Raw genomic sequence first — 23561 nt, forward strand, 5'->3', positions numbered from 1 at the left:
GCGCGCGGTGGAAGCGCGGTGGGAAACGGGCGGGGCGAGCCCACGGGGCCCGCGGGCGGGGTCAGGCGGAGGCGCCCTCGTAGCGCTGGCGCACGGCGTCCTTGGCAGCCTGGATCGCCTTGCGGTGCTCCCGCTTGTTCGCGGCGCGCCACGCCAGCGAGGGGCGGCCGGCGCGGTCCACGGAGGCGAGCAGGAGTCCCGCGCCCAGGGCTCCCCGGCGCAGGAGCCCGGAGAACGCGTCGAGGCGGGCCTCCTTGCCCTTGACGGCCCACACCGGGTGGTTGACGACGGCGAGCGGCACGTTGATCGCGGCCAGCACGGCGGCGCTCGTGCGCGGTGCGCGGCCGGTGGCCAGCCCCACGCCCGCTGCCACGCTCACCGCGCCGAGCGCGCGGGTGGCCAGGGCGGCGTCGGAGTCCATGACCGGGGGCACGCCCACGCGCTCCAGGGTGGGCGTCACCTTCCTCATCTTCTCGACGTGGCGCTTGGGGCGGGCGATCGCGTCGATGCCATCGACGACGAAGCTCGCGGCGAGCAGAGGACGGGCAACGGCGCGCAGAAGATCCATGCCCCTATCCTGGCCCACCATCGCGCCCCGGGCCAGGCCCAGGCCCCCGCGAGTCCGCGCCCCTCGCGCCACGGCCCCGGCTCCCTGGGGCGCTCAGAGCATCTCAAGGCATCTCAGAGCTCAGCCCGGCGCAGGGCGACGACGGCCCCGGCCGCGAGCGCCACGGGCACGGCGATCCCCGCCAGGAGGGGCGCCGCGGTGAGGTGATCGAGCGCGTCGGCGGCTGCGGCCGGGCCAGTGGAGCCCGCGGCCGCAGCGGCGACGTCGGAGGCCGCCGCCCCCAGGCCCAGCGGGGTCCAGTCGGCCACCGGCTGCCACAGGGCGAGCGTCGGCCCCAGCAGGGACAGGACGATCCCGACCGCGGCGGGCAGGACCGTGGATCGTGAGGCGGCGGAGACGAGCAGGGTGATCCCCAGGATCGTCAGCGCCCCCAGGGCCCACAGCCCCGCCGCCAGCGCGCCGTCGGCCGCCCCGGCCCCGCCCGCGCCCCAGGTGGCGCTGCCGCCGAAGAGGACCGGCGTCGTCGCCAGGCACGCGAGGGCGGAGAACACGGTGGCCACAGTCGTGAGCGCGAGGAGCCAGAGGGCCTTGCCCACCACGTGGAGGCCCCGGCCGCGCGCCCCGCGCCCGGCCAGCTCAGCGCCGGTGATCCCCTCGGAGCGCTCACCCGCGATCGAGGCGGCGGCGATGACCACGAGCACGATGAGCAGCAGGGAGGAGGCGTTCTTCACCCACTGCGACCAGGCGTCCCCCACGGTCGGCTCCGCGATGGCGCCAGCGGCCGCCTCGCCGAGGGTGGAGGCCAGCATCTCCGGCATGACATGGGCCAGGAGCGGGGATCCGACGCCGGTGAGCACAGCGGCGGCCGCCAGGACCGGGCCCCGCCAGGTGCGCAGCGTCCCGCGCAGCTCGACGCGCATGGTCTCGAGGACTGCTCCCGCGCCACGTCCAGTGATCGCGCTCATCGTGGGCCTCCCTCACCCTTGCCGTCCTGTGGCGCCGCGGCGGCGTGCCTTCCTCCCGCCTGGGAGCGGGCGCCGTCGCCCGCCTCGCCGACGGCCCGCAGGAAGGCCTCCTCCAGCCCGTGACGGGTGGCGTCCATGGAGACCAGGCCGCAACCGGCCTCGGCCAGCAGGCCGGGGAGACGCAGGTGCGCCGTCTCCGGGGCGGCCGTGCGCACCGAGACGCGCTGCGGGTCCTCCGCGCCGATCTCCACGCCCGCCACCCACTCCTGGCGGCGCAGGACCTCGGCCACGGGGACGGCGTCGCGGGCCGTGCGCAGCTCGATGCTCGTCGCCCGCGTCCCGGCGGTCAGCTCCTCGGTCCTCCCGGCGGTGATGAGGCGGCCGGCGTCGATGATGGCGACGCGATCGCAGACGCGCTCGGCGTCGTCGAGCAGGTGCGTGGAGAGCAGGACCGTGGTGCGCCCGCGCAGGGAGGCGATGAGGTCGAGCAGCTCCCGGCGGCCGACGGGGTCGAGCGCGGAGGTGGGCTCGTCCATGATGAGGAGGCGCGGCGCGCTGATGAGGGTCCGCGCGAGGCCGAGGCGCTGGCGCATGCCGCGCGAGTAGGCGCGGGTGGGCTGCGTGACGCCCTCGAGACCGGCAAGGGCGAGCAGGCTGCGCGCGCGACGGCGTCGCAGGGCGGCCTCCAAGCCGGCGAGCCTCCCGGCGTGGTCGAGCACCTCGTCGGCCCGCATCCATCCGTGGAATCCGGGGACGTCGGGCAGGTAGCCGATGGTCCCGGCGGCGAGCGCCCGGGAGGCGTCCTGCCCCAGGACGCTCATGGCGCCGGACGTGGGCGCGCTGAGCCCGAGCACCATGCGGATCGTCGTGGTCTTTCCCGCCCCGTTGCGGCCGAGGAAGCCGAAGATCGATCCCTCGGGGACGGCGAGGTCGAGGTCATCGACGACGGCGCGCTCCCCGTAGCGCTTGGTCAGGCCGCTCAGGCGCAGTGCTGGGGCGCCGTCGGGCGCGGGGGCCGCCGCGCCGTCCGCGGGGGTGGGATCGCTCATCGGGGCCTCACCTCGGGCCTGGCCCGTAGATGTCGGCCACGGCGTCTTCGACGGAGCCCCGAGACCGCTCCGCCCGGGGCGCCTCGACGACGGGGGCGGGCGCCCGGCCCGCCACGAGGAAGGCGATCGGCCCCACCATCGACAGGCACACGATGATCGCCAGCCACTGCCAGCGGCCCAGGGTGAAGCGGTCCTCAGGGGTTGTCAACCAGAGCCGCAGCGCGACGAGGAGAAGGATGATCTGGATCGTCGCCGCGACGGCCAGCGCGGCGATGGTGGTGCTGCTCATGACTGCTCCTCGCTGCTTGTGATGGGGGTGGTGGTTCTCATGGCGCGGTGGATCGCGGACCGCGTCGCGGCGACGGCGAGGCCGGTCGCGACGGCGGCGGCCCCGGCCACGACCGCGGCCTGCTGGGCGCGGCAGGCCTGTCCCCGCGCCTGGAGCGCGCCGGCGATCCCGGCGCCTGTGAGCATGAGGGAGGTGGCGGCGTGCCCGAGTCGTTGGGGGAGGGGAGCGCCCTGCGCGAGGTCGACGGCGCCGAGCGCGGTGGAGACGAGCGCGGCGGGCACTGTTGAGGTGAGCGCTGTGGGCACTGTGGGCAGGGTGCTCGTGACGCCCCTGTTGGGCGCTGCCGCGCGCGCCGCTACCGGGGCGCACCGGCTGCCGACGGCCGCGCTGGCGGCCGCGCCCACGGCGAGCGCCGCTGGCGCCAGGCTGAGCGCCGCCATGCCCACGGGCCCCAGGCGGAGGTCGTCACCCAGGTCATCCGGGTGGGCCCAGCCCGCGCGCACGGCCAGAGCCCCGAGGTTGACGTCCCAGCCGATGCCCCAGGCGCGTGGCACGAGAATGGGATCGGTGGGGGAGTAGTGGCGGGCGGAGCGCTCGCGCAGGCCTCGTGGATCGAGGGAGACGGGGACACCGAGGACGCGGTGGACCGCGGGGTACTCGCCCGCGTCCCAGGCGGCCTCCTCCCACACGGTGGGCTCCACGAACGGCGTGGGCTCCAGAGCGTCCGCAGCGCTGTCCGCGGGGCTGCTGGTCTTATCCGTGCTCATCTCAGTTCTCCGTCCTCATGTCGCGTGCTCTGGTGGTTGATGCTGGGCCGCCCAGGATGGTGGCCATGTCCCTGCTCAGAGCCAGCCAGACCCGGCGCTGGGCGGCCAGGCGCTCGCGGCCGGCCTCGGTGAGCAGGTAGTAGCGCCGGGGCGGCCCGCTGGGCGACTCCTGCCAGGTGGTCTCCACGACTCCGGCGGCGCGCAGGCGGGACAGGAGCGGGTAGACGGTGCCCTGGGGGGCGGCGAGGGTGGGCAAGGCGGCGAGCTCCTCGACGAGGGCGCCGGCATAGATGCCGTCGGGCTCGGCGCGCTCGACGAGCGCCAGGACGGCGAGCTCGAGGGCTCCTTTGCGCAGTTGCGGCTCAGCGGTGCCGCCCGCTGACGGGGCGGCGGCGCTGGCCGGCTTTGTCGTCTTGGCCGCTTTCGCTGCCTTCGCCGCCTTGGCCATGGCGTCCCCGCCTCTCGTGTGCTCGCAACTTCCTTGTCTCACCATCTATCTTGCAACACAAGGTACCTGGTGTCAACAGCTCGGTGTGGGCGAGCGCGGGCTGGTGTCCGGTCCTGCGCCGGCTCCACACCCCGTGCCCATGGCCGGCCCTCGCGCCCTGGGCCCGCAGAAACCGTCTCGCCCCGCCCTTGCGCCCTCAAGCTGCGAGGATGAGGGCGCAACACGGGGGTGAGGGAGCGGGGGCGGGCCGAGACGGCAACGCGGGGGTGAGGGCGCAAAACGAGGCTGCCGCGGACGGGAGCGCTGGTCGCTGAGCGCGGGAACAAGCGGGGCGCCGTCGTCGTTGGAGGGAGCGATGACTGTGATGACCGAGACGGCCACGCGCCCCAGCCCTGTGGCCCTGATGACCCCCGTCCTCGATGCCCTCACGGGCGGCCCGCGCCGGCCATCCCGCGCGGCCCGGCGCATCGCGCTAGGCTCGCCGGTGATGACCCAGCAGCAGAACCAGAGCGGCGAGCGCCCCGTGAGCACGATCGACCACGAGGGCCGCCCCATCGGCGAGCCCTCCTCGGCGCCGACTCCCGCGGACACCGTCGGCCCCGCGGACGCCGTTCTCGATACCTCCCAGGAGATCCAGGAGATCGAGGACTACGGCGACGACCCCATGCGCGCCCCCGCCGATGAGGACGCCGAGGCCCGCGCAGCCCGCTTCGAGGCCGAGGCCCTGCCCTACCTCGACCAGCTCTACGGCGCCGCCCTGCGCATGACGCGCAACCGCTCCGACGCCGAGGACCTCGTCCAGGACGCCTACGCCAAGGCCTTCGCCTCCTTCCACCAGTACCGCCCCGGCACCAACCTCAAGGCCTGGCTCTACCGGATCCTGACCAACACCTTCATCAACTCCTACCGCAAGAAGCAGCGCGAGCCCCTGCAGTCCGACGCCGACGCCGTCGAGGACTGGCAGCTCCACCGCGCCGCCTCCCATGACTCCGTCGGGCTGCCCAGCGCCGAGTCCCTCGCGCTCGACGAGCTCCCCGACGACGAGATCAAGGCCGCCTTCAACGAGCTGACCGAGGAGAGGCGCCTGGCCGTCTACCTCGCCGACGTCGAGGGCTTCGCCTACAAGGAGATCGCCGAGATCATGGGCACCCCGATCGGCACGGTCATGTCCCGCCTGCACCGCGGGCGCCGCCAGCTGCGCGAGCTTCTGGCCGACCACGCCCGCCAGCTCGGCTACCTCCCCGCCGGCTCTGCCGACGATGAGGAGGGCGAGTGATGAGCACCCCCGACACCACCGCCGCGCGCGGCACGCGGGCGAGCGAGCCCCAGGCCTCCTCCTCCCCGGAGGGCGGCTGTACCTCCTGCGAGGAGATGATCGCCCACCTCCAGGCCTTCCTCGACCACGAGTGCGAGCAGTCCGTCGCTGAGCGCCTGGCGCGGCACGTGGCCGAATGCGAGCACTGCGCCCAGATCGCCGACGCCGAGCAGCACCTGCGCGCCATCATCCGCTCGCGCTGCGCCGAGCAGGCGCCCCCCGAGCTCCGTGCCCGTGTCCTCGGGCGCCTCGCCGTTCTGCGCGGGACGGTCACCGTCACCTCCGTCTCCCGGACGACGTCCACCACCGTGTCCAGCGACGGCGCCCAGGTGACCGTCACCCGGACGAGCTCGCTGCGCGTCGAGCGGGACTGAGCCGCCTTCCCGCAGGGCCCGGACCTCAGGGCCGGGCCAGGGCTGTGTCCAGGCGCACGCCGTCGGGATCGCCCCCGATTAGCGGGCCCTCGGCGCGGTGTGGGAAGATGACCCACGTTCCTTGCCCCCTCGTGGGGCAGATCTGACACGAGGAGGCAACCATGAGCAAGCGCGGTCGCAAGCGCAGGGCCCGGGCCAAGGGCGGGGCGAACCACGGCAAGCGCCCCAACGCCTGAGCCGGGCGGCATCGCCCAGAGCATTCGACGACGGCGGTCGGTCACATCGGTGATCGGCCGCCGTCGCGCTGCGGTGGAGGTGGGTGATCTCGGTGTTGTGGTGGCTCGGATTCCACGGAAGGATAGGGGCATGCCCGTGCCCAAGAAGGATCCCGATGGGCTTGAGGAGCGTATCGAGGATGAGGTTGATCTCAAGGCATGGCAGGAGGCGCGAGCGGAGTATGACGCCGATCCTGTGACGGTGACCTCGGATGCGATGGCGCGCAAGTACGCATGAGCCTCCGGCGCTTGTCCGCCCAGCCCCCGCATCCGGCGCTCTCAGACCGCGGTCGGTACCGCCGACGGCCCCGGCTCGGTCCGTCTCCAATAGCCCACGAGCGCCACGGTGAGCGCAGGCGGCCAGACCAGCATGGGCGCGTAGGCGAGCGCGAGGACGAGGACCTGGATGAGGCTCATCCCCGGCGTGGGAGTGAAGCCCTCAGCCAGTCCCAACCACCGCAGGGTAAAGAGGGCGGTCACCCCGTAGATGATGGCGTAGAGCAGGGCATCACCGGCGCCCCCGACCACGATGGGCAGCCATCGGGGAATCGCCCTGCCGCCGATCCAGGGCAGCCAGCGCGGCAGGCGCTCGCTCCAGGAGCCGCAGAGGCACAGGCACACGGCGGCCGCCCCGATCTGCACAGCCTCAAGGCTCAGCACGTAGGCGGTGCCGTCGGCGCTCTCCCGGTAGATGTGGGCGAGCCGGAAGCCCGTGTCGGCGCCGAGCAGCATGGCGACGCGCCAGAGCGCCGACGGCAGTGGGCACAGGAAGCACAGCCAGCAGGCGAGGCGCGCCCACCGGGGCGGAGGCTGGCTGAGCCGGTCACGGGTCGGCATTCGTCCAGTCTTGAGGCAGGCGAGGCGTGTGTCAAGGCTCCTCGCAGCAGTGCCTGTCAGTGGCTCCGCCAGCGCCACCGCCCCGAGGCGCTGCACGAGGCCCGATAAGCGCGCGGCGGAGCAAATGTGGCGAACGCCGTGCGGGGGAGACGGTTACGAGAAGGTCACGAACCGGTAGGGTCAAGGATGTCCAGGCGAGTTGATGCGCCGTCTCACGCCCTGCCACAACGCGCACCGGCCAGCCATCCGCTGGGGCCGAGGAGCGCTCCCCGCTGGGGAGTCGGTGCGCATCCAACCCTGAATAGGTTCCGCTATGCCAACCTTGCGAAGAACACGCTCATGCGCCCTCTCCGTGGTCGCCGCGGCCGCGCTGGCCGCGGTCGGCGCGCAGGCCGCGCCCGCACACGCGGCGCCCACCGCGGCCGACAAGAACGGTGACGGCTACGTCGCCACCTACGAGCTCATGCGCTCCAACGGGCGCGACCTGCCCGGCCAGGTGACGACGACGGCCGATCGCAAGGCGGGTGATGGCATGTCCATGACCTACTCCATCGTCGCCAGCCTGCCTGACGGCGACCTCGGCCGCATGGCGGTGCCGCTCGAGGATGGCATGTACGCCGTCCCAGAGGGGCTGAGGACCCAGCCTGCGACCACCCCCAACGCCGCGGCGACGAGCGACGCTGTCGCCCGCGCCCAGACCTTCGTCGACGCCGGCAACAGCATCACCTGGGACGCCTCGCGCCCCACGCCCCTGAGCGGGCCGAAGCCGGTCCATCAGCTCACCAGCGCCCCCTACGCGGTGACCTGCGCCAACTTCGTCGGCATGGTCCTGGTGGGCCTGGACTACAACCACAGCACGTACGTGGCGGACAAGAACACCCCGGTCGGCTACACCGTCGACTTCGGCCAGCGCGCCGAGGGCTCGGAGCTCTGGCAGGCCAACCACCTCGCCTCCTGGTTCTACGCCCATGGGGACATGTGGCTGGACACGACCGGCGATTACCAGCCCGGCGACATCCTCTTCTTCTCCCAGCAGAACCCCGAGGGCAACAACAGCCGGGTCCGCAGCGGCCAGATCCCCACCTACTTCGCGAACGTCTACCACACCGCCATCTACATCGGTGACGGCAAGGTCATGCAGGCCACGGGCCCGGGCAAGGGCGTCACCATCGACTCCCTGTCCGGCTCCCTGCGCGACGACATCACCCTGGTCGCCCGGCCCTCCTACTCCGGCGCTCCGTCGGGGAAGGCCTCCGGCGGCTCGAGCAGCACTGCCGCGCAGCCGGCCCCAGCCTCCCCGGAGGCGTCGTCCGGCAACGGCGAGGCTCCTTCCGCGTCCGAGGCGACGGTCGCCGCCACAGCCGCGCCCACGGCGGTCGGCGCCGGCGCCCCCTCGGCCGAGGGCACGACCCCCCAACCCTCCCCGGAGGCCAACGAGAAGGCCAGCGCGGCTGACCCGAATAAGGACCGCGGCCTGCTCGCGAGCACCGGTATCTCGGGCCACGCGCTGATCGCCGGCCTCGTGCTGCTCTCCGCTGGCGCGGTGCTGCTCGTGCTCTTCCGGCGCCGCTCCCAGCGCGCGAGCTGAGAAGCGGCCACGCGCCAAGGGCGACCACGATCAGCGGCGCCCTCACTGAGAGCCAGGCTCTCGGCGAGGGGCGCCGCCCGTCGTCGCGGGCCGTCAGGCGCCTCAGGCGGGGGCCTCGACCCCCAGCCACTCGTACCAGCCGCGGTGCAGCACCAGCCAGGCCATGAGCCCGTAGCCGGTCTGGGCCGGGTGCCCGGCGCCACCGGCCACATCCGTGAGCCACTGGTCGTGGTGGCGCAGTGGGTCGAAGACCTCCACGTAGGGCGTGGAGCGGCGCCGGCAGACCTCGGCCGCCGCGTGCGACAGGGCCGCCGTCGCGTCGGTGTCGGCGTGGGGCAGCGGCGGCGGGCCGACGACGAAGCACGGCCGGTGCTCGCTGGAGGCCTTGTCGAGGATATTGGCCAGGGCCAGGCGCGAGCGCGCGGCGGACATGCCCGCGAGCACGTCGCCGACGCCGATGCCGATGACGAGCCGGTTCTCCCGGGTGTGGGTGGAGCGCGGCGCCACCTCGTCATGCCAGCGCTCGGCGAGCTGGGCGAGGGTCTCGCCCGGGATCGCCAGGGTGGAGGGGAGCAGGTCCGCCTCCTGCGGCGTGCGCGCGAGCACGCGGCCGGTCCAGCCCAGTGCCCGGGCGTCGCCGTAGCCGGCGACGATCTCATCGCCGATGAAGTGGATCCTGTTGGCGTCGGCTGCTCCAGGGACGGCTGCTGCGCTCATTGACGGTCTCCTGTTCGTGTGGGAGTCCTCCCGATCGGTGGACCCCAGACTACCGACCCGGCCCGCCCGCTCCCGGCGGCGCGCTGCCGGGAGCGGGCGGGAGCATCGCGGCCACGGGCTCATCCCGCACGAAGGTCCCGGCGCTGGAAGAGGATGAGCGAGGCTGCCAGGAGGATGAGCGCCGCGGCTCCCTGGACGGCGATCACTCCCAGATCCGGGTCGTCCACGGGCAGCACTCCCACCATATGCGCCGGTGAGAGATCCCGGGCCCACTCCGGCAGGCGCAGGGCCTCGGCGAGGAGCATGACCACCGCCATCCAGGCCGCCATCACCCAGCCGGCCACGCTCCAACGCGGGCCGATCGCGCTCAGCAGCGCATCGAGAGCGGCGACGAGGAGGACCGGCGCGGCGTAGGCGCCGCCAACCTCCAGCGCGGCCCATGCCGCAGGAGCGTCGCGGGTGACGGCCCAGATCCCGCCGGCCAGCGCGAGCGCGGAGGCGCCGAGGACGATGAGGCACGCCGCGAGCGTCGTCGCCCACCACCCGAGCCACAGGCGCGCGCGCCCGAGGCGGGTCGACAGCAGGGCGCCGAGCCGCCCGCTGGTCTCCTCACCTCCCAGCCTCGTGGCCCCCTGGACGCCGACGATGCTCGCCGCGGACACGACGATGACCGCGGCCAGCATGGTGACCATGTCAGTGGCGCGCTCGAGCCCGATGGACCGCAGGAGCTGCGGGTTCGAGGCGACGGTGCTCGTCACCTCGTCGCTGAACAGGCCGATGACGAGCGCCCACAGCACCGCGCCGATGAGCCACGCGGCAGCTCCGCCCCGCTGCAGGCCCAGGGCCAGCCTCCAGGCGGGCATGGCACGGCTCGGACCACGGGCGGGCCCGGGCCTCGGCGCCACGATCCCCGCGCCGGTGTCACGGCCCCCGGCGATGACGGCGGCGAGAATCGTGAGGAGCGCCGCGCAAGCGCCGTACGCGATGAGGGGCCAGAGGCGTGGGCCGTCGAAGGCCCTCGCCTCCGGCAGCCATCCGAGCGGACTCGCCCACGCGGCCCGCCACTGCAGCCCATCGATGGCGAAGCGCATGAGGAAGGCCGCGCTGACCACGCCGATCCCCAGGTGCTGGGCCGTGCGGGCGCGCTGGCACATCTGGGCCAGGACCAGTCCAACGGCGCCGAAGAACAGCGAGCACAGCGCCACCGAGGCCGCGTACCAGGACGATCCCCGCCCTGGCAGCCCCGCCGCCACCATCCCGGCCGTCATCGCCGCTCCTCCCACGAGCGCGGTGGCGATGAGCAGGAGCGCCGCCGAGCCCAACGGGGCCAGGCGTCCGACGCGCGAGGCGGTGAGGAGCTCCACGCGCCCGTCCTCCTCCTCGCGGCGGGTCAGCCGTACCCCCAGCAGGACGCCCACGGTGGGGAAGATGATCTGCCCCATGAACCCCACCTCGATCGCGGTGATCCCGCCCAGCGTGGTCAGCCCGTAGGGGAGTCCGTTGAACGCCGCCTGCACGGTCGACGCCCCGGCGCTCGCCGCATAGGCGATCCGGTCCTCCAGGGTGGGGTAGAGGCCGGTGATGCTCGTCGCGATGGCGGTCACGAGCGCGGGCATCGTCACGCAGGCGACGGCCAGGGCTCCCCAGCAGGCGCGCAGGCTCACGGCTGTCGCGTGGCCGAGGCCGGCCAGGGGGCGGCCTGGGAGCGCCGGCGCCCAGCGCGCCGAGCCCCCGCGGGCGGCACTGCCGGCGGTCATGGGCGCTCACCGCCCTCGTCCGAGTACTGCTCCAGGAAGAGCTGCTCGAGGCTCGGCGGGCGAACGGCGACCTGGAGCGGCCGGGCCCGCGCGACCTGTGCCAGTGCCGCTGGCAGCCCCCGGGCATCGACGAGCGCGGTGATCCTCGTTCCGTGGGGGTCAGTGGACACCATGAGATCGGCGACGCCGTCGATCCTCTCCAGGCCCTCGGGCGCTCGCTCGGTGACCGCCTCGATGGCGCTCGGCGCGCTGGCGCGCAGGCTGGCCAGGCTCCCGGAGAACACGCCGCGCCCGGAGCGCACCACCGTGACCCGCCCGCAGAGCGTCTCGACCTCGGCCAGGATGTGGCTGGACAGGAGGACGGAGACTCCCTGGTTGGCCAGCTCGGTGACGACCCCCTGGAAGACGGCCTCCATGAGCGGGTCGAGGCCGGAGGTGGGCTCGTCGAGGATGAGAAGATCGACGTCGCAGGCCAGTGCCGCCACGAGCGCGACCTTCTGGCGGTTGCCCTTGGAGTAGGTCCGGAAGCGCCGCGTGGGGTCGAGCTCGAATCGCTCGACGAGCTCATCGCGGCGCTTCTGGTTCATCGCGCCGTGGATGCCGCCGAGAACATCGATGCACTGACCGCCGGTGAGCCCCGGCCACAGCGCCGTGTCCCCGGGCACGTAGGCCAGTCGCTCATGGATGTCCACGGCCCTGCGCCAGGGGTCCATGCCCATGACGCTGGCGCTGCCGCCGTCGAGGCGGATCTGCCCGAGCAGGGCCCGGATGGTCGTGGACTTGCCGGCCCCGTTGGGGCCGAGGAAGCCATGGACCTCGCCGCGCTCCACCCGCAGATCGAGGCCGTCGAGCGCCGTCACGCGGCCGAAGCTCTTGACGAGCCCGTGCGCCTCGATGATCAAATCTGACAGTGACTTGCTCATGACAGTAACTGTACTTGGTAGTCTCGGGGCGTCAAGGGCTGGACGCCCAGCTGGGGCGAGGAGGGCGGAGGAGGGCGCTGTGGCGCGACAACCAGGCCTGCGCGAGCGCAAGAAGGCCGCGACCATGCGCCATGTCCAAGCCGTCGCGCTGGACATGTTCGAGGCCGACGGCTTCGACGCGGTGAGCATCGAGCGGGTCGCCGAGGCCGCCGAGGTCTCGCCGAGCACGGTCTACCGGTACTTCGGGACCAAGGAGGGCCTGGTCGTCCACGACGAGTACGACGACCGCCTCCTCGACGCCTTCCGGCGCGGCCTCGCGGACGGGCTCGGCCTCGCCGAGTGCGCGTCCTCGGCCCTTGAGGACATCTGGCGCGAGCACTTCGTCGACGACGCCGGGGCCACCGAGCGCCGCGCGCGCCTGTGCTTCGAGGTGCCCGCGATCCAGGGGGCGATGTCCCTGGCCCTCAACGATCAGGTCGACGCCATCGCGGGGGTGGTGGCCGACTCGGGGCGCATGTCCTTCCCCCGGGCGAGGATCGCGGCCTCCGCGATGGTCTGGGCGGTCATCGGCGCCATGCGCAACTGGTTCGATGCCGGATGCCCGGCCGATATGGCCGACCTGCGCGAGGGCGTCGAGGAGGCCTTCTCCTGGCTGCGGCTCATCGAGAGCGGCGACGGCGCCCGGTAGCGCCGTCGGCGCCGGGCGGACAGCTCCGCCCCGGGGCGGCCCTCGCCCCGGAGCGCCTGGAGCCTAGGCGGCGCGCTGCGGCCGCGCTCAGGACCGGTCGAAGGCGGCGGCGACGAGCACCTCCTGCTGGCGCTTGTACAGGCCCGCCGTCCCCGGCGCGGGGGAGGCCGCCGCCGGGCGCGACACGCAGTGGGCGTCGTCGTCGAGCCCGCCCCGGTGGCCCGCGGGCCTCAGGCGCCGAGCGAGGCCGGCGGGCGCGGCGAGCGCCAGGAAGGGCCACACGCCCAGGTTCCTCGGCTCGTCCTGCACCCAGACGACCTCCGCGCCGCGGAAGGGGGCCAGCGCCGCCTCGATCGCCTCGCCGTCGAGCGGGTAGAGCTGCTCCAGGCGCACGATCGCCGTCGAGGCGTCCCCGCGCCGCTCCCGCTCCGCGAGGAGGTCGTAGTAGACCCGCCCCGAGCACATGAGCACCCGGTCCACGCCCCCTCCCCGCGCGATCCCCGCATCCGTCTCCCCGATGACGGGGAGGAAGGCCCCCGAGGTGAAATCCTCCACCGGGCTCGTGGCGGCCTTGAGCCGCAGCAGCTGCTTGGGGGTGAACACGACGAGCGGTCGGCGCGGCCGGGAGTAGGCCTGCTCGCGCAGCAGGTGGAAGTGGTTCGCCGGCGTCGACGGCATGACGACGCGCATGTTCTCCTGCGCGCACATCTGCAGGTAGCGCTCGATCCGCGCCGAGGAGTGGTCCGGCCCCTGGCCCTCCTGGCCGTGGGGCAGGAGCATGACCAGGCCCGAGCGCTGCCCCCACTTCTGGGTGGCCGAGGTGACGTACTCATCGATGACCGACTGCGCCCCGTTGGCGAAGTCCCCGAACTGCGCCTCCCACAGCGTCAGCCCCTCGGGGTGCTCCACGGAGTAGCCGTACTCGAAGGCCAGGGCCGCGTACTCGCTGAGTAGGGAGTCGTAGATCTCCAGGGGCGCCTGGCCGGGTGTGAGGAAGTCCAGCGGCGTCCACTCCGCGCCCGTGGCGTGGTCGTGCAGGACGGCGTGGCGCTGGGCGAAGGTGGCGCGGCGCGCGTCCTCCCCGGCCAGTCGCACCGGCACGCCCTCCATGAGCAGCGAGCCCAGGGCGACGAGCTCGGCGAAGGCCCAGTCGATGCCGCCGGCGCGGCTGGAGTCCTGGCGGCGGCGCAGCATCGGCTCCAGCTTGGGGTGGACGGTGAAGCCCTCGGGCCAGGCCACCTGGGCGTCCCCGATGCGCTCGACGACGCCCGGCTCGACGGCGCTCGTCCAGCCGATCATCATGCCGGCGCCGGCCTCCTGGGAGGCGGGGACGTCCAGGCCCCCGGGGAAGCGGCCCACCGTCGTCGGGTCAGCCAGGGACGCGCCCTCGGCCAGGAGGGTGGTGTCCCGCGCGGTGGCCCCCTCGGGGCGGGCAGACGCCTCAGCGCGCGTGGAGGAGAAGATCCGCTCCAGCTCGTCGCGGAAGGAGGACTCGATCTGCTCGGCCTGCTCGGCGGTGATCTCCCCGCGCCCCAGCAGGTCGGTGGTGTACACGGCGCGCGTGGAGGGCAGGGAGTCGATGAGCCGGTACATGACCGGCTGGGTCATCGAGGGGTCATCGCCCTCGTTGTGGCCGCGGCGCCGGTAGCAGATGAGGTCGATGATGACGTCCTTGTGGAAGGCCGCGCGGTACTCGTAGGCGTGGCGCGCGGCCCGGGCCACCATCTCCGGGTCGTCGGCGTTGATGTGGAAGATCGGCACCTGCAGGCCCTTGGCCAGGTCCGTGGCGTAGTTCGTCGAGCGCGCCGAGGCCGCCCCCGTGGTGAAGCCGATCTGGTTGTTGACGATGATGTGCACCGTCCCGCCCACGCGGTAGGCGGGCAGCTGGCTCATGTTGAGGGTCTCGTAGACGACCCCCTGGCCGGCGAAGGCGGCGTCGCCGTGGACGAGCACCGGCATGACCGTGTAGCCGCGCTCGCCCAGGCCGATGCGGTCCTGCTTGGCGCGCACGATCCCCTCGACGACGCCGTCGACCGTCTCCAGGTGCGAGGGGTTGGCCGCCAGTGACACCCGGGTGCTCACGCCGTCGGTTCCGGAGAAGACGCCCTCCGTGCCCAGGTGGTACTTCACGTCCCCGGTGCCCGCCCCCACGATGACGCCGTTGCCCTCGAACTCGTCGAAGACCTGGCCGTAGGACTTGCCGGCGATATTCGTCAGCACGTTGAGGCGCCCGCGGTGGGCCATGCCGATGACCACCTCGTCCAGGCCGTCGTGGGCGGCGGCGTCCAGGAGGCGGTCGAGGGCAACGATGAGCGATTCCCCGCCCTCGAGGCTGAAGCGCTTCTGGCCGACGTACTTGGTCTGCAGGAAGGTCTCGAAGGCCTCCGCCTGGGCGAGCTTGGTCAGGATCCGGTGGCGCTCGTCGGCTCCTACCGCCGCGCGGGGGCCCTCGAGCCGCTCCTGCCACCAGGCCCGCTGGGCGGGGTCCTGGATGTGCATGTACTCGATGCCGGCCGTGCCGCAGTAGGCCTCGCGCAGCAGGGAGAGGATCTCGCGCAGCGTGGCGCGGCTGGCCCCGCCCAGTCCCCGGGTGGGGAAGGGGCGGTCCAGGTCCCACAGGCTCAGCCCGTAGGTGGTCAGGTCCAGGTCGGGGTGGTGGCGCTGGTGGTAGGTGAGCGGATCGGTGTCCGCGGCGAGGTGCCCGCGCTGGCGGAAGGCGTGGATGAGCTCGGCCACGCGCGCGGGCTTGCCGGTCTCCAGCTCGGGGTCGTAGGTCGTGTCGCGCTGCCAGGCGACGGGCTCGTGCGGGACGCGCATCGAGGTGAAGGCGCGGTCCCAGAAGCCGTCGAGCCCCATGAGCTTGCGCTCCACGAGGCGCAGGAACTCCCCGCTCGTGGCCCCTTGGATGACACGGTGGTCGTAGGTGGAGGTCAGGGTGAGGACCTTGCCGATGCCCTGCCGGGCCAGTGTCTCCTCGCTCGCCCCCGCGAAGGCCGCAGGGTAGGCCATCGAGCCCACGCCCACGATGAGGCCCTGCCCGCTCATGAGCCGGGGCACCGAGTGCAGGGTGCCGATCATGCCCGGGTTGGTGAGGGTCACCGTGGTGCCCGCGAAGTCCTCGACCTCCAGCGCCCCGGCGCGCGCCTTGCGCACCAGGCCCTCATAGGCGGCGATGAACCCCGACAGGTCGGTCAGGTCCGCCTCCTTGATGGAGGGCACGAGGAGGCGCCGCTCGCCCTTGGACGACGGCGCGTCGATCGCCAGCCCGAAGGCCACGTGCGCGGGGGAGCGCAGGGTGGGGCGGCCATCGGCGTCGAGCCGGTAGGAGACGTTCATCGCCGGCATCTCCACCAGCGCCTCCACCACGGCCCAGCCGATGAGGTGGGTGAAGGAGACCTTGCCTCCCCGCGTGCGCGCCAGATGGGCGTTGATGATCGCCCGGTTCTCGATGAGGACCTTGGCGGGCACCGCGCGGGCCGACGTCGCTGTGGGGATCTCCAGCGAGGCCTCCATGTTCTTCGCCGTGCGGGCTGCCGCGCCCCGCAATCGGGTGTCGGTGTCCGAGGCGGGGCCCTCATGCGGGGAGCGGGGGCTGGCCGCCAGGCGCAGGGCGTAGGGGGAGGTCGGCGGCTCCGTGCTCGACGGCGGCGCCGGCGGCAGGTCCGAGCGCGTGACGTCCTGGACCGCCCCGGAGGGCTCGCGCGGCGCCCCGCCGGTGGTGCCCGCCGCGTCGAAGAAATCGCGCCACGGCGCGCTCACGGAGGAGGCGTCGGCCAGCCAGGCCTCGCGCATCTCCTCCACCATCCACTCATTGGCGCCGAAATCTGCGGTCTGCGGGGTAGTCACGGCTCATCTCTCCTGGTCGAGGCGACGGCGGAGCCGGGGCGCGATGCCGGAGCAACGGCGCCCAAGCGGTGGCCCAAGTCTACGGGCACATGAGGCTTTGGTCCCGGGAACCGGAAGGCGATCCGCCTGGCCGCGCCGCGGCGCCGGGCGCCCGCCCCGGCCGTCGACCAGCGGGGCACAGGCCCCCCGGTGGTAGCGTGCGGCCCACCACCACAGGAAAGGGGAGACGTGCGCGACGCGCTCATGATCCTTGTCGGCATCCTCCTGACCGCGGGAACCGCGGTCTTCGTCGCCGGGGAGTTCTCCCTCGTCGCCCTCGACCCCTCCACCGTGGAGACCCGCGCCGCCGCGGGCGACCGCCGCGCCGAGAGGGTCCGCCTCGCCCTGGGCCGCCTGTCCACGCTCCTGTCCGGCGCGCAGGTCGGCATCACGCTGACCACGATCCTGCTGGGCTACACGATGCAGGACGCCCTGGCCAATCTCCTCGACGACCTTCTGTCCAGATGGCTGGCCCAGTCCGTGGCCGGCGGCGCCGCCGTCACGCTGGCCCTCGTCCTCGTCAACGCCTTCTCCATGCTCGCGGGCGAGCTCATCCCCAAGAACGTCACCCTGACCGACCCCCTGCGCGCCGCGGGCCTGGTCACCCCGCTCCTCTCCGGCTTCACCAGGCTCCTGTCCCCGGTGATCCGCGTCCTCAACGGCACGGCGAACATCGTCCTGGGCTGGCTGGGGGTCACCCCCGCCGAGGAGCTCAGCGGCGCCCGCTCCGCCGGCGAGCTCGCCGCCCTCGTGCGCCACAGCGCCCAGGAGGGGGCGCTGGACGCCTCCACCGCCACCCTGCTCACCCGCTCCATCCGGGTCGCCGACCTGTCCGCCGTCGACGTCATGACCGACCGAGGCCGCCTCCACACCCTTCCCACCGATGCCACCGCCGCCGACGTCGTCGCCCTCGCCCGGGCCACCGGGCACTCCCGCTTCCCCGTCACCGGCGACGACGTCGACGACATCCAGGGCATCGTCCACCTGCGCCGAGCCATCGGCGTGCCCTACGCCAAGCGCGCCGAGGTGCCCGTGGCCTCGTCCTCCCTCATGACCCCCGCCCCGCGCGTGCCCGAGACGATGCCCCTGGCCTCACTCCTCGTCGAGCTGCGCGCCCAGGGCGCCCAGATGGCCCTCGTCGTCGACGAGTACGGCGGGACCGCCGGGGTGGTCACCCTGGAGGACGCCGTCGAGGAGATCGTGGGCGATGTCGCCGACGAGCACGACCGGCGCCGGGGCGGTGCCCACCTGGAAGCCTCCGGGGATTGGATCGTCCCGGGATGGATGCGCCCCGACGAGCTGGCCACCCGCGCCGGCATCCACGTCCCCGATGACGGCCCCTACGAGACTCTCGGCGGCCTGGTCATGACCGAGCTCGCCCGCATCCCAGCCATCGGGGACCGCCTGGCGCTGCCCCGGGCCGAGCTCGTTGTCGAGGCCATGGAGGGGCGCCGCATCACCCGCCTGCGCGTGCGCCCCACGCGGCCCGCCCCCGCGTCCTCCGGCGAGCCCGCCGACGGCGCGGCCGATGGGGGAGCGCGCGCATGAGCACCCCACTCGCCCTCGTCATCGCCGTCGCCCTCCTCGTGGGCAACGCCTTCTTCGTCGGCGCCGAGTTCGCCGTCACCTCCTCCCGGCGCGCCGCCCTGGAGCCCCTGGCCGAGTCCGGCGACGCCCGCGCCCGCACCGCCCTCTGGGCCCTCGAGCACATCTCCGCCATGCTCGCCACCGCCCAGCTCGGCGTCACCCTGTGCTCCACGGGACTGGGCGTCATCGCCGAGCCCGCCCTGGCCCACCTGCTCGCCGGGCCACTGCTCGCCATCGGCGTGGGGGAGTCCGGTGCCCACGCCGCGGCCGTCGTCGTCGCCCTCGTCATCGTCGTGTTCCTGCACGTCGTGACCGGTGAGATGGTCCCCAAGAACCTCTCCATCGCCGCGCCCGAGTCCGCCGTGCGCTGGCTCGCCCCGCCGCTCGTGGCCATCTCCCGCCTCTTCGGCCCCATCATCACAGGCCTCAACGGGATCGCCAACGGGGTGCTGCGCGCGCTCGGCATGGAGCCGCGCGACGAGGTCGCCGCCGTCTACACCGTCGAGGAGGTCGCCGCGATCGTCGAGCGCTCCACCGCCGAGGGCGTGCTCGACGACGACACCGGCCTGCTGAGCTCCACGATCGAGTTCTCCGAGGAGACCGCGCGCTCGGCCATGGTGCCGCTCGGCGAGCTCGTCACCCTGCCCCAGGATGGCACCCCGGAGGACGTGGAGCGGCTGGTCGCCTCCACCGGGTTCTCCCGCTTCCCGATCACCCAGGCGGGCGGGCCCGGGAGCGCTGATCGGCCCGACGGCGCTGCCGCGAGCGGCGCCAATCCGATCATCACCGGCTACATCCACCTCAAGGACATCCTGGGCGCCGAGGAGCACGAGCGCCACCAGCCCGTCCCCGCCTGGCGCTCGCGGGCCCTCGTCCCCGTGCGCGCCGACGACGAGGTCGAGGAGGTGCTCGCCGCCATGCAGCGCACCGGCGCGCATCTCGGGCGCGTCCTCGAGCCCGCCGGGCCGGGGCGCGGCGGGCGGACCATCGGCGTGGTCTTCCTGGAGGACATCCTCGAGGAACTCGTCGGCGAGGTGAACGACGCCATGCAGCGCGAGGGGTACCAGCGCAGGGATCGCGACTGAAGGCCGCCGAGGACCACTGAGGACCACTGACCTGCCCGGATCCGCCCGTGCCGTACCCCACGTGGCGCTTGTGGCGCTGGCTCGCTAAGGTGAATGAGGCCGAGCCGATCGTCGGCCCGACCCGACCTCTGCCTCCCCCGGTAGTGACCGGGGATATCCCCGAAACGATCTGGAGAATCCCGCGTGAGCCAGCCTCCCCTGACACGCCGCCAGCGCCGCGATGCGGAGCGGGCTGCTCAGGCCGCGCTCGCGGGCTCCGGGGGCGGCCAGGTCGAGGACACCATCCCCGACGCCGACGGCCCCGCCAGCGCCTCGATCGCCTCGATGGGACCTATGGCGCACCGTTCCGCGGGACCAGCGGCGGCCTCCCCGAGCGTCCCCACCCTCACCGCCGCCTCCGGGCCGGGCGCGTCCGCCCATGCCGCCCCCGCGGCGCCCCATGCCCCTCTCACCCGCAGCGAGCGCCTGCGGCAGGCGCGCCTCCAGGCCGAGCGGGAGGCCGCGAGCACCGCGCTCAGCGCCGCTGGCGCCCTCCACACCGCGCGCACCGCCGACGCCGCCCTCCAGTTCCCCGACTCACCCCTGTACGCCAGCGCGAACGAGCCCGTCGCGGCCCTGCCCGAGGCCGCGATGCCCCAGACAGGGGAGCCTCGCGCGCCTCAGCAGGCGCCATCGTCCGCGGCCTGGGCGCCCGAGCGCTGGGAGCCGCGGGCCGAGGCTGGTCGGCCCAGCTGGCGCTCCCTGTCCGCCGTCGACGACGCCCCCGCGATGGTCGCCCACCGCGACGCCCCCGAGCCCGCCGCGCTCGAGGCCCTCGAGCCCCTGAGGGCGCCCGCCGAGGACTCGTGGGACTCGCCGGGCACTGACGCCCAAGTGGCCCCCGCGGCCCCCGCCGAGCGCCCGCGCCGCGGCTCCGACGGTCCCACGGTGGAGATCCCCGCCTCCGAGCAGCCCACCCCCGCCGACTTCGAGGGGGACCCTGACGACGCAGAGGCCCTCAGCGCGCCGGCACGAGCCAGCCGCAGCACTCTGCGCGGCACCACGAGCCGCGTCGCCGTCCTCGCCGTCCTCGCCGTCGTTACCGTCGTCGCACCCATGGAGGCCCGCGTGCTCGGAGGAGGGATCGGCGCCTCCTCAGCCTCCGCAGTGGCCCCCACCTACCCGGGCGTCGCGGGCACCCCGTCGTCGGTCTCCGCCGGAGTGCTGGGCTCCGACGCCGACCTGACACCCGGCACGGACGCCGAGCTGTCCAACGCCCCTGACGCCGCCACCCTGGCCCGTATCCGCGAGGCCTACGACAACGCCGCCGTCACCTGCGCCGCCCAGTCCTCCGGCGCCTCCGGGAACACCAGCGCCTTCACCAAGGCGCCGGAGATCTTCTACCCGATGGTCTCGGGGACCTACGAGCTCTCCTCCGACTACGGCTACCGCATCCACCCCACCCTGGGCTACCAGAAGCTCCACGCCGGCCAGGACATGTCCGCCCCGGTGGGCACGCCCATCTACGCGGTGGCCGCGGGCACCGTGGTCGAGGCCGGCATGGTGGACGGCACCGGCACCGTGACGATCGAGCACAGCATCAACGGCACCACCTGGTACTCCTCCTACCTGCACATGTACGAGGATGGGATCTACGTCAAGAAGGGCGACACCGTCGAGGCCGGCAAGCTCATCGCCGGCGTGGGCTCCACCGGCTACTCCACCGGCCCGCACCTCCACTTCGAGATCCGCACGAAGAACGACACCGCGGACTCCTCCACCGTCAACCCGTGGACCTGGCTCCAGCAGAACCAGGCGGCCGAGCTCACCACGGACTGCTCGTGAGGCCTCGTCGTCGGCGCCGCTGCGCCGTCATCGCTCACCGGGGCGGGGGAGGCGAGGCCCCGGAGAACACCTGGTCCTCCCTGGAGCACACGGCCAAACTCGGTCTGGACTGGATGGAGACGGACCTGCGCGCCACCTCCGACGGCGTCGTCGTCCTCGCCCACGACCCGGGCCTGGAGCGCACCACGGGCGATCCCCGGCGGATCGAGGAGATGCGCTGGGCGGACCTGGCCGCCGTCGACGCCGGTGACGGGCGCCCGCCCGTGCGCCTCGACGAGGCCCTCGAGGAGCACCCGGGCCTCGCCCTCAACACCGATCTCAAGGCCGACGGCGTCGTCGAGGCCGCGATCGCCACGGTGAGGAGGGCCGGGGCGCTCGACCGGGTGCGCTTCTCCTCCTTCTCCTCGCGCAGGCTCGGCCGGGCCCGGGCGCTGGAGCCCTCCATCCGCTCCTCCCTGGGGACGCGGGAGATCGCCGCGCTGCTCCTGGCCGCCGAGGCCGCGCTCCCGAGCCGGCTGGTGCGGCGCGCGGTCCTCGACCGCCTCTCCCACGGCGCCCGGGCCGACGCCGTCCAGATCCCCGTGGCGCACTGGGGAGTGCCCGTGACCACCCGGCGCCTCATCGCCGCCGCCCATACCGCGGGCATGGAGGTCCACGTGTGGACCGTCGACGAGCCGCACGAGATGCGGCGCCTGGCCGGCCTGGGCGTGGATGCGATCATCACCGACCGCCCCTCCCTGGCCCTGCGCTCCCTCTGACCCTCCCTCTCGCCGAGACCGGGCGAACAGCACGCCGAGACCGGTCCGCCCTCCACCGGACGGGCCGTCGCGACGGCGCGAGCGGGCCTGTGGTTCCGCGCCCGAGCTTCTCAGTCACGGCCGTGCGCCGCCCCATCACCGCCCGCCGTCATTTCCCAGGTGCTTCCCAGTGCAACAGGGGGTGTGCTCCCAGGTCCGACGAGTTACATAGTCACTGCCGCCGAACGGTGCGGGGCGTGAGGGTTGGGGAACCCCGCGACCGCTTCGGATCGAGATCGGTGCGGGTCTTAGGGAGCCCGTCCTGGTCGCTTCGGTGAAGGAGGACCGCTCCTCCCTTGTCATGGGAACCGGGGGAGTCGAGCGGCCTCGTGAGCGAAGGGCCCGTGGGCCCGGGCGAGAGCCTGGGCCCACGGGCCTTCGACTCTCTTCTCCCGCTGTGTCTTCCGCGATGACTCCAGCGGGCCGACGGCGGGAACTGGTGCCCCGGACAGGATTCGAACCTGCGACCTTCTGCTCCGGAGGCAGACGCTCTATCCACTGAGCTACCGGGGCCCGATGCGCGACTGTACCAGCGCCCGGCCCCGGGGAGAAACCGACGGCGCGCGTATCAGGCGAGCGTGAGGACCACGAGCGCCGCGTTGAGGACGATGATGAGCGCGGCGACGGCGCGGGAGGACCAGCGCAGCGCGGCGCCGTCGCGCCAGGCGCCCATGACCTCCTTCGAGCCCGTCAGGCGCATGAGCGGGACGATCGCCAGCGGGATCCCGAAGGAGAGCACCACCTGGCTGAGCACCAGCGCCCACGTGGGCTCTGCCCCCGCCCCGATGATGAGCAGCGCGGGGATGAGGGTGACGGCCCGCCGGGCGAGCAGGGGGACCCGCAGGCGCAGCAGCCCCGCCATGATCTCGCTGCCCGCGTACGCGCCCACCGACGTCGACGCCAGCCCCGAGGCCAGCAGCCCGACGGCGAAGACGACGCCGACCACGGGCCCCAGGTGCGCGGCGATGGCGGCGTGCGCGCCCTCGATGGTGTCCGTCCCCTCCTCGCCCGCAAGCGCTGAGGCCGCAAGGAGCAGCAGCGCGATATTGACGCTTCCCGCCACCGCGAGGGCCCAGACGACGTCGACGCGCGTGGCCTGGATGAGGCGCCGGGTGCGCGGGGCGTCCCCATCGCCGCCACCGCGGACGCCCTCGTGAGCCTCCCCACTGGCGCCCCGGCTCCCGGCGCCGAGCTCGCGGTGGTGGTCCCGCACGAGGGAGGAGTGCAGGTAGATCGCGTGGGGCATGACCGTGGCCCCCAGCATGGAGGCCGCCACCAGCAGGCTTCCGCTGCCCTCCAGGCGCGGCACGATCCCGCTGGCCGTGGCGCCCCAGTCCGGCGGCGCCACCATAAGCCCGCCCACGAAGCCGATGGTCACGAGCACGAGGAGCCCCATGACAACGCCCTCGAAGGTCCGCTGGCTGCGCCTCTCCTGGAGGGCGAGCAGTGCCATGGAGACGACGCCGATGGTCACGCCGCCGGCGATGAGCGACATCCCGGTCAGCAGGTGGAGGGCGATGGCCCCGCCGATGATCTCCGCCAGGTCGGTGGCGGCCGCCACGAGCTCGGCCTGCGCCCAGTAGGCCAGGCGGACAGGGCGCGACAGCCGGGCACCCAGGAGCTCGGGCAGCGAGCGCCCGGTGACGATCCCGAGTTTGGCCGATTGGTACTGGATGAGGATGGCGAAGGTGTTGGCCGCCAGGAGTACCCACACCAGCAGGTAGCCGTAACGCGCCCCCGCGGTGATATTGGCGGCCACATTCCCCGGGTCCACATAGGCCACCGCCGCGACGAAGGCCGGGCCCAGCAGCGCCAGGAGCCGG

22 protein-coding genes and 1 tRNA gene are annotated in these 23561 nt (G+C 73.5%); 10 read left to right on the forward strand and 13 right to left on the reverse strand.

What is annotated here, in order from left to right:
- Window positions 1–61 precede the first annotated feature (61 nt).
- From A1QA_RS0111960 to A1QA_RS15145, 6 genes are all read right to left on the reverse strand, one after another.
- A complete protein-coding gene (locus tag A1QA_RS0111960) occupies window positions 62–568 on the reverse strand; it encodes a DoxX family protein (RefSeq protein WP_017179146.1) in 507 nt (168 codons plus the stop codon).
- A gap of 113 nt (window positions 569–681) precedes the next feature.
- The gene (locus tag A1QA_RS0111965) at window positions 682–1533 is read right to left on the reverse strand and encodes a hypothetical protein (protein WP_017179147.1); all 852 of its coding nucleotides are present in this window, start codon (window positions 1531–1533) and stop codon (window positions 682–684) included.
- Complete coding sequence (locus A1QA_RS14675) at window positions 1530–2582, reverse strand: ABC transporter ATP-binding protein (protein ID WP_017179148.1); 1053 nt, start codon at window positions 2580–2582, stop codon at window positions 1530–1532. The genes A1QA_RS0111965 and A1QA_RS14675 overlap by 4 nt, the downstream gene beginning before the upstream one ends.
- Window positions 2583–2589: 7 nt before the next feature.
- Window positions 2590–2871, reverse strand: a complete 282-nt coding sequence (locus A1QA_RS14680; protein ID WP_017179149.1) for a hypothetical protein — start codon at window positions 2869–2871, stop codon at window positions 2590–2592.
- Entirely contained in the window at window positions 2868–3638 is a 771-nt protein-coding gene (locus A1QA_RS0111980; protein WP_017179150.1) for a DUF5808 domain-containing protein, read from the reverse strand. The genes A1QA_RS14680 and A1QA_RS0111980 overlap by 4 nt, the downstream gene beginning before the upstream one ends.
- Before the next feature lies 1 nt (window position 3639).
- Window positions 3640–4086, reverse strand: a complete 447-nt coding sequence (locus A1QA_RS15145; RefSeq protein ID WP_017179151.1) for a PadR family transcriptional regulator — start codon at window positions 4084–4086, stop codon at window positions 3640–3642.
- 664 nt (window positions 4087–4750) lie between these two features.
- On the opposite strand from A1QA_RS15145, the gene A1QA_RS14690 reads away from it, so the two are divergent.
- From A1QA_RS14690 to A1QA_RS16240, 4 genes are all read left to right on the forward strand, one after another.
- Entirely contained in the window at window positions 4751–5362 is a 612-nt protein-coding gene (locus A1QA_RS14690; RefSeq protein WP_082181262.1) for a sigma-70 family RNA polymerase sigma factor, read from the forward strand.
- A complete protein-coding gene (rsrA, locus tag A1QA_RS0111995) occupies window positions 5362–5775 on the forward strand; it encodes a mycothiol system anti-sigma-R factor (RefSeq protein WP_017179153.1) in 414 nt (137 codons plus the stop codon). The genes A1QA_RS14690 and rsrA overlap by 1 nt, the downstream gene beginning before the upstream one ends.
- Window positions 5776–5936: 161 nt before the next feature.
- Window positions 5937–6011 carry a 50S ribosomal protein bL37 gene (locus tag A1QA_RS16830; RefSeq protein ID WP_370427841.1) on the forward strand — a complete coding sequence of 25 codons (75 nt, stop codon included), beginning with the start codon at window positions 5937–5939 and terminating at the stop codon, window positions 6009–6011.
- A gap of 130 nt (window positions 6012–6141) precedes the next feature.
- Window positions 6142–6288 (forward strand): DUF6290 family protein, encoded by a 147-nt coding sequence (locus A1QA_RS16240; RefSeq protein WP_017179154.1) that lies wholly within the window; start codon window positions 6142–6144, stop codon window positions 6286–6288.
- Window positions 6289–6329: 41 nt separating this feature from the next.
- On the opposite strand, the gene A1QA_RS14695 is transcribed toward A1QA_RS16240, so the two are convergent.
- Complete coding sequence (locus A1QA_RS14695) at window positions 6330–6887, reverse strand: hypothetical protein (RefSeq protein ID WP_017179155.1); 558 nt, start codon at window positions 6885–6887, stop codon at window positions 6330–6332.
- Window positions 6888–7200: 313 nt separating this feature from the next.
- Here A1QA_RS14695 and A1QA_RS0112010 point away from each other — a divergent pair, with 313 nt between their 5' ends.
- Window positions 7201–8475, forward strand: a complete 1275-nt coding sequence (locus A1QA_RS0112010; RefSeq protein WP_154652400.1) for an NlpC/P60 family protein — start codon at window positions 7201–7203, stop codon at window positions 8473–8475.
- A 102-nt stretch (window positions 8476–8577) separates the two neighbouring features.
- Here A1QA_RS0112010 and A1QA_RS0112015 read toward each other — a convergent pair whose 3' ends face one another.
- The 3 genes from A1QA_RS0112015 to A1QA_RS0112025 all read right to left on the reverse strand — a co-directional run bounded on the left by A1QA_RS0112015 (window position 8578) and on the right by A1QA_RS0112025 (window position 11872).
- On the reverse strand, window positions 8578–9192 hold the full coding sequence (locus A1QA_RS0112015) for a GDSL-type esterase/lipase family protein (protein ID WP_017179157.1): 615 nt from the start codon (window positions 9190–9192) through the stop codon (window positions 8578–8580).
- A gap of 119 nt (window positions 9193–9311) precedes the next feature.
- The gene (locus A1QA_RS0112020; RefSeq protein ID WP_017179158.1) at window positions 9312–10949 is read right to left on the reverse strand and encodes an ABC transporter permease; all 1638 of its coding nucleotides are present in this window, start codon (window positions 10947–10949) and stop codon (window positions 9312–9314) included.
- Entirely contained in the window at window positions 10946–11872 is a 927-nt protein-coding gene (locus tag A1QA_RS0112025) for an ABC transporter ATP-binding protein (protein ID WP_043508581.1), read from the reverse strand. The genes A1QA_RS0112020 and A1QA_RS0112025 overlap by 4 nt, the downstream gene beginning before the upstream one ends.
- A 79-nt stretch (window positions 11873–11951) precedes the next feature.
- Here A1QA_RS0112025 and A1QA_RS0112030 point away from each other — a divergent pair, with 79 nt between their 5' ends.
- Entirely contained in the window at window positions 11952–12560 is a 609-nt protein-coding gene (locus A1QA_RS0112030; protein WP_017179160.1) for a TetR/AcrR family transcriptional regulator, read from the forward strand.
- An 87-nt stretch (window positions 12561–12647) separates the two neighbouring features.
- On the opposite strand, the gene A1QA_RS0112035 is transcribed toward A1QA_RS0112030, so the two are convergent.
- Window positions 12648–16364 carry a multifunctional oxoglutarate decarboxylase/oxoglutarate dehydrogenase thiamine pyrophosphate-binding subunit/dihydrolipoyllysine-residue succinyltransferase subunit gene (locus A1QA_RS0112035; protein ID WP_017179161.1) on the reverse strand — a complete coding sequence of 1239 codons (3717 nt, stop codon included), beginning with the start codon at window positions 16362–16364 and terminating at the stop codon, window positions 12648–12650.
- 270 nt (window positions 16365–16634) lie between these two features.
- On the opposite strand from A1QA_RS0112035, the gene A1QA_RS0112040 reads away from it, so the two are divergent.
- The 4 genes from A1QA_RS0112040 (at window position 16635) to A1QA_RS0112055 (ending at window position 21699) form a co-directional block, all read left to right on the forward strand.
- Complete coding sequence (locus A1QA_RS0112040; RefSeq protein ID WP_017179162.1) at window positions 16635–17993, forward strand: hemolysin family protein; 1359 nt, start codon at window positions 16635–16637, stop codon at window positions 17991–17993.
- Window positions 17990–19117, forward strand: a complete 1128-nt coding sequence (locus A1QA_RS0112045) for a hemolysin family protein (RefSeq protein WP_017179163.1) — start codon at window positions 17990–17992, stop codon at window positions 19115–19117. The genes A1QA_RS0112040 and A1QA_RS0112045 overlap by 4 nt, the downstream gene beginning before the upstream one ends.
- 183 nt (window positions 19118–19300) lie before the next feature.
- On the forward strand, window positions 19301–20941 hold the full coding sequence (locus tag A1QA_RS16600; protein ID WP_017179164.1) for a peptidoglycan DD-metalloendopeptidase family protein: 1641 nt from the start codon (window positions 19301–19303) through the stop codon (window positions 20939–20941).
- A complete protein-coding gene (locus tag A1QA_RS0112055; RefSeq protein WP_026048919.1) occupies window positions 20938–21699 on the forward strand; it encodes a glycerophosphodiester phosphodiesterase family protein in 762 nt (253 codons plus the stop codon). The genes A1QA_RS16600 and A1QA_RS0112055 overlap by 4 nt, the downstream gene beginning before the upstream one ends.
- Window positions 21700–22175: 476 nt before the next feature.
- Here A1QA_RS0112055 and A1QA_RS0112060 read toward each other — a convergent pair.
- Together A1QA_RS0112060 and A1QA_RS0112065 are read right to left on the reverse strand one after the other, a co-directional pair.
- Window positions 22176–22251, reverse strand: a tRNA-Arg gene (locus tag A1QA_RS0112060).
- Between the two features lie 55 nt (window positions 22252–22306).
- Window positions 22307–23561 (reverse strand): Nramp family divalent metal transporter (locus A1QA_RS0112065; RefSeq protein WP_017179166.1); only part of this gene is annotated, 1255 nt, incomplete at its 5' end.

This window comes from Actinomyces timonensis DSM 23838 (genome assembly GCF_000295095.1).
In the GTDB taxonomy this organism is placed as follows: Bacteria; Actinomycetota; Actinomycetes; order Actinomycetales; family Actinomycetaceae; genus Actinomyces; species Actinomyces timonensis.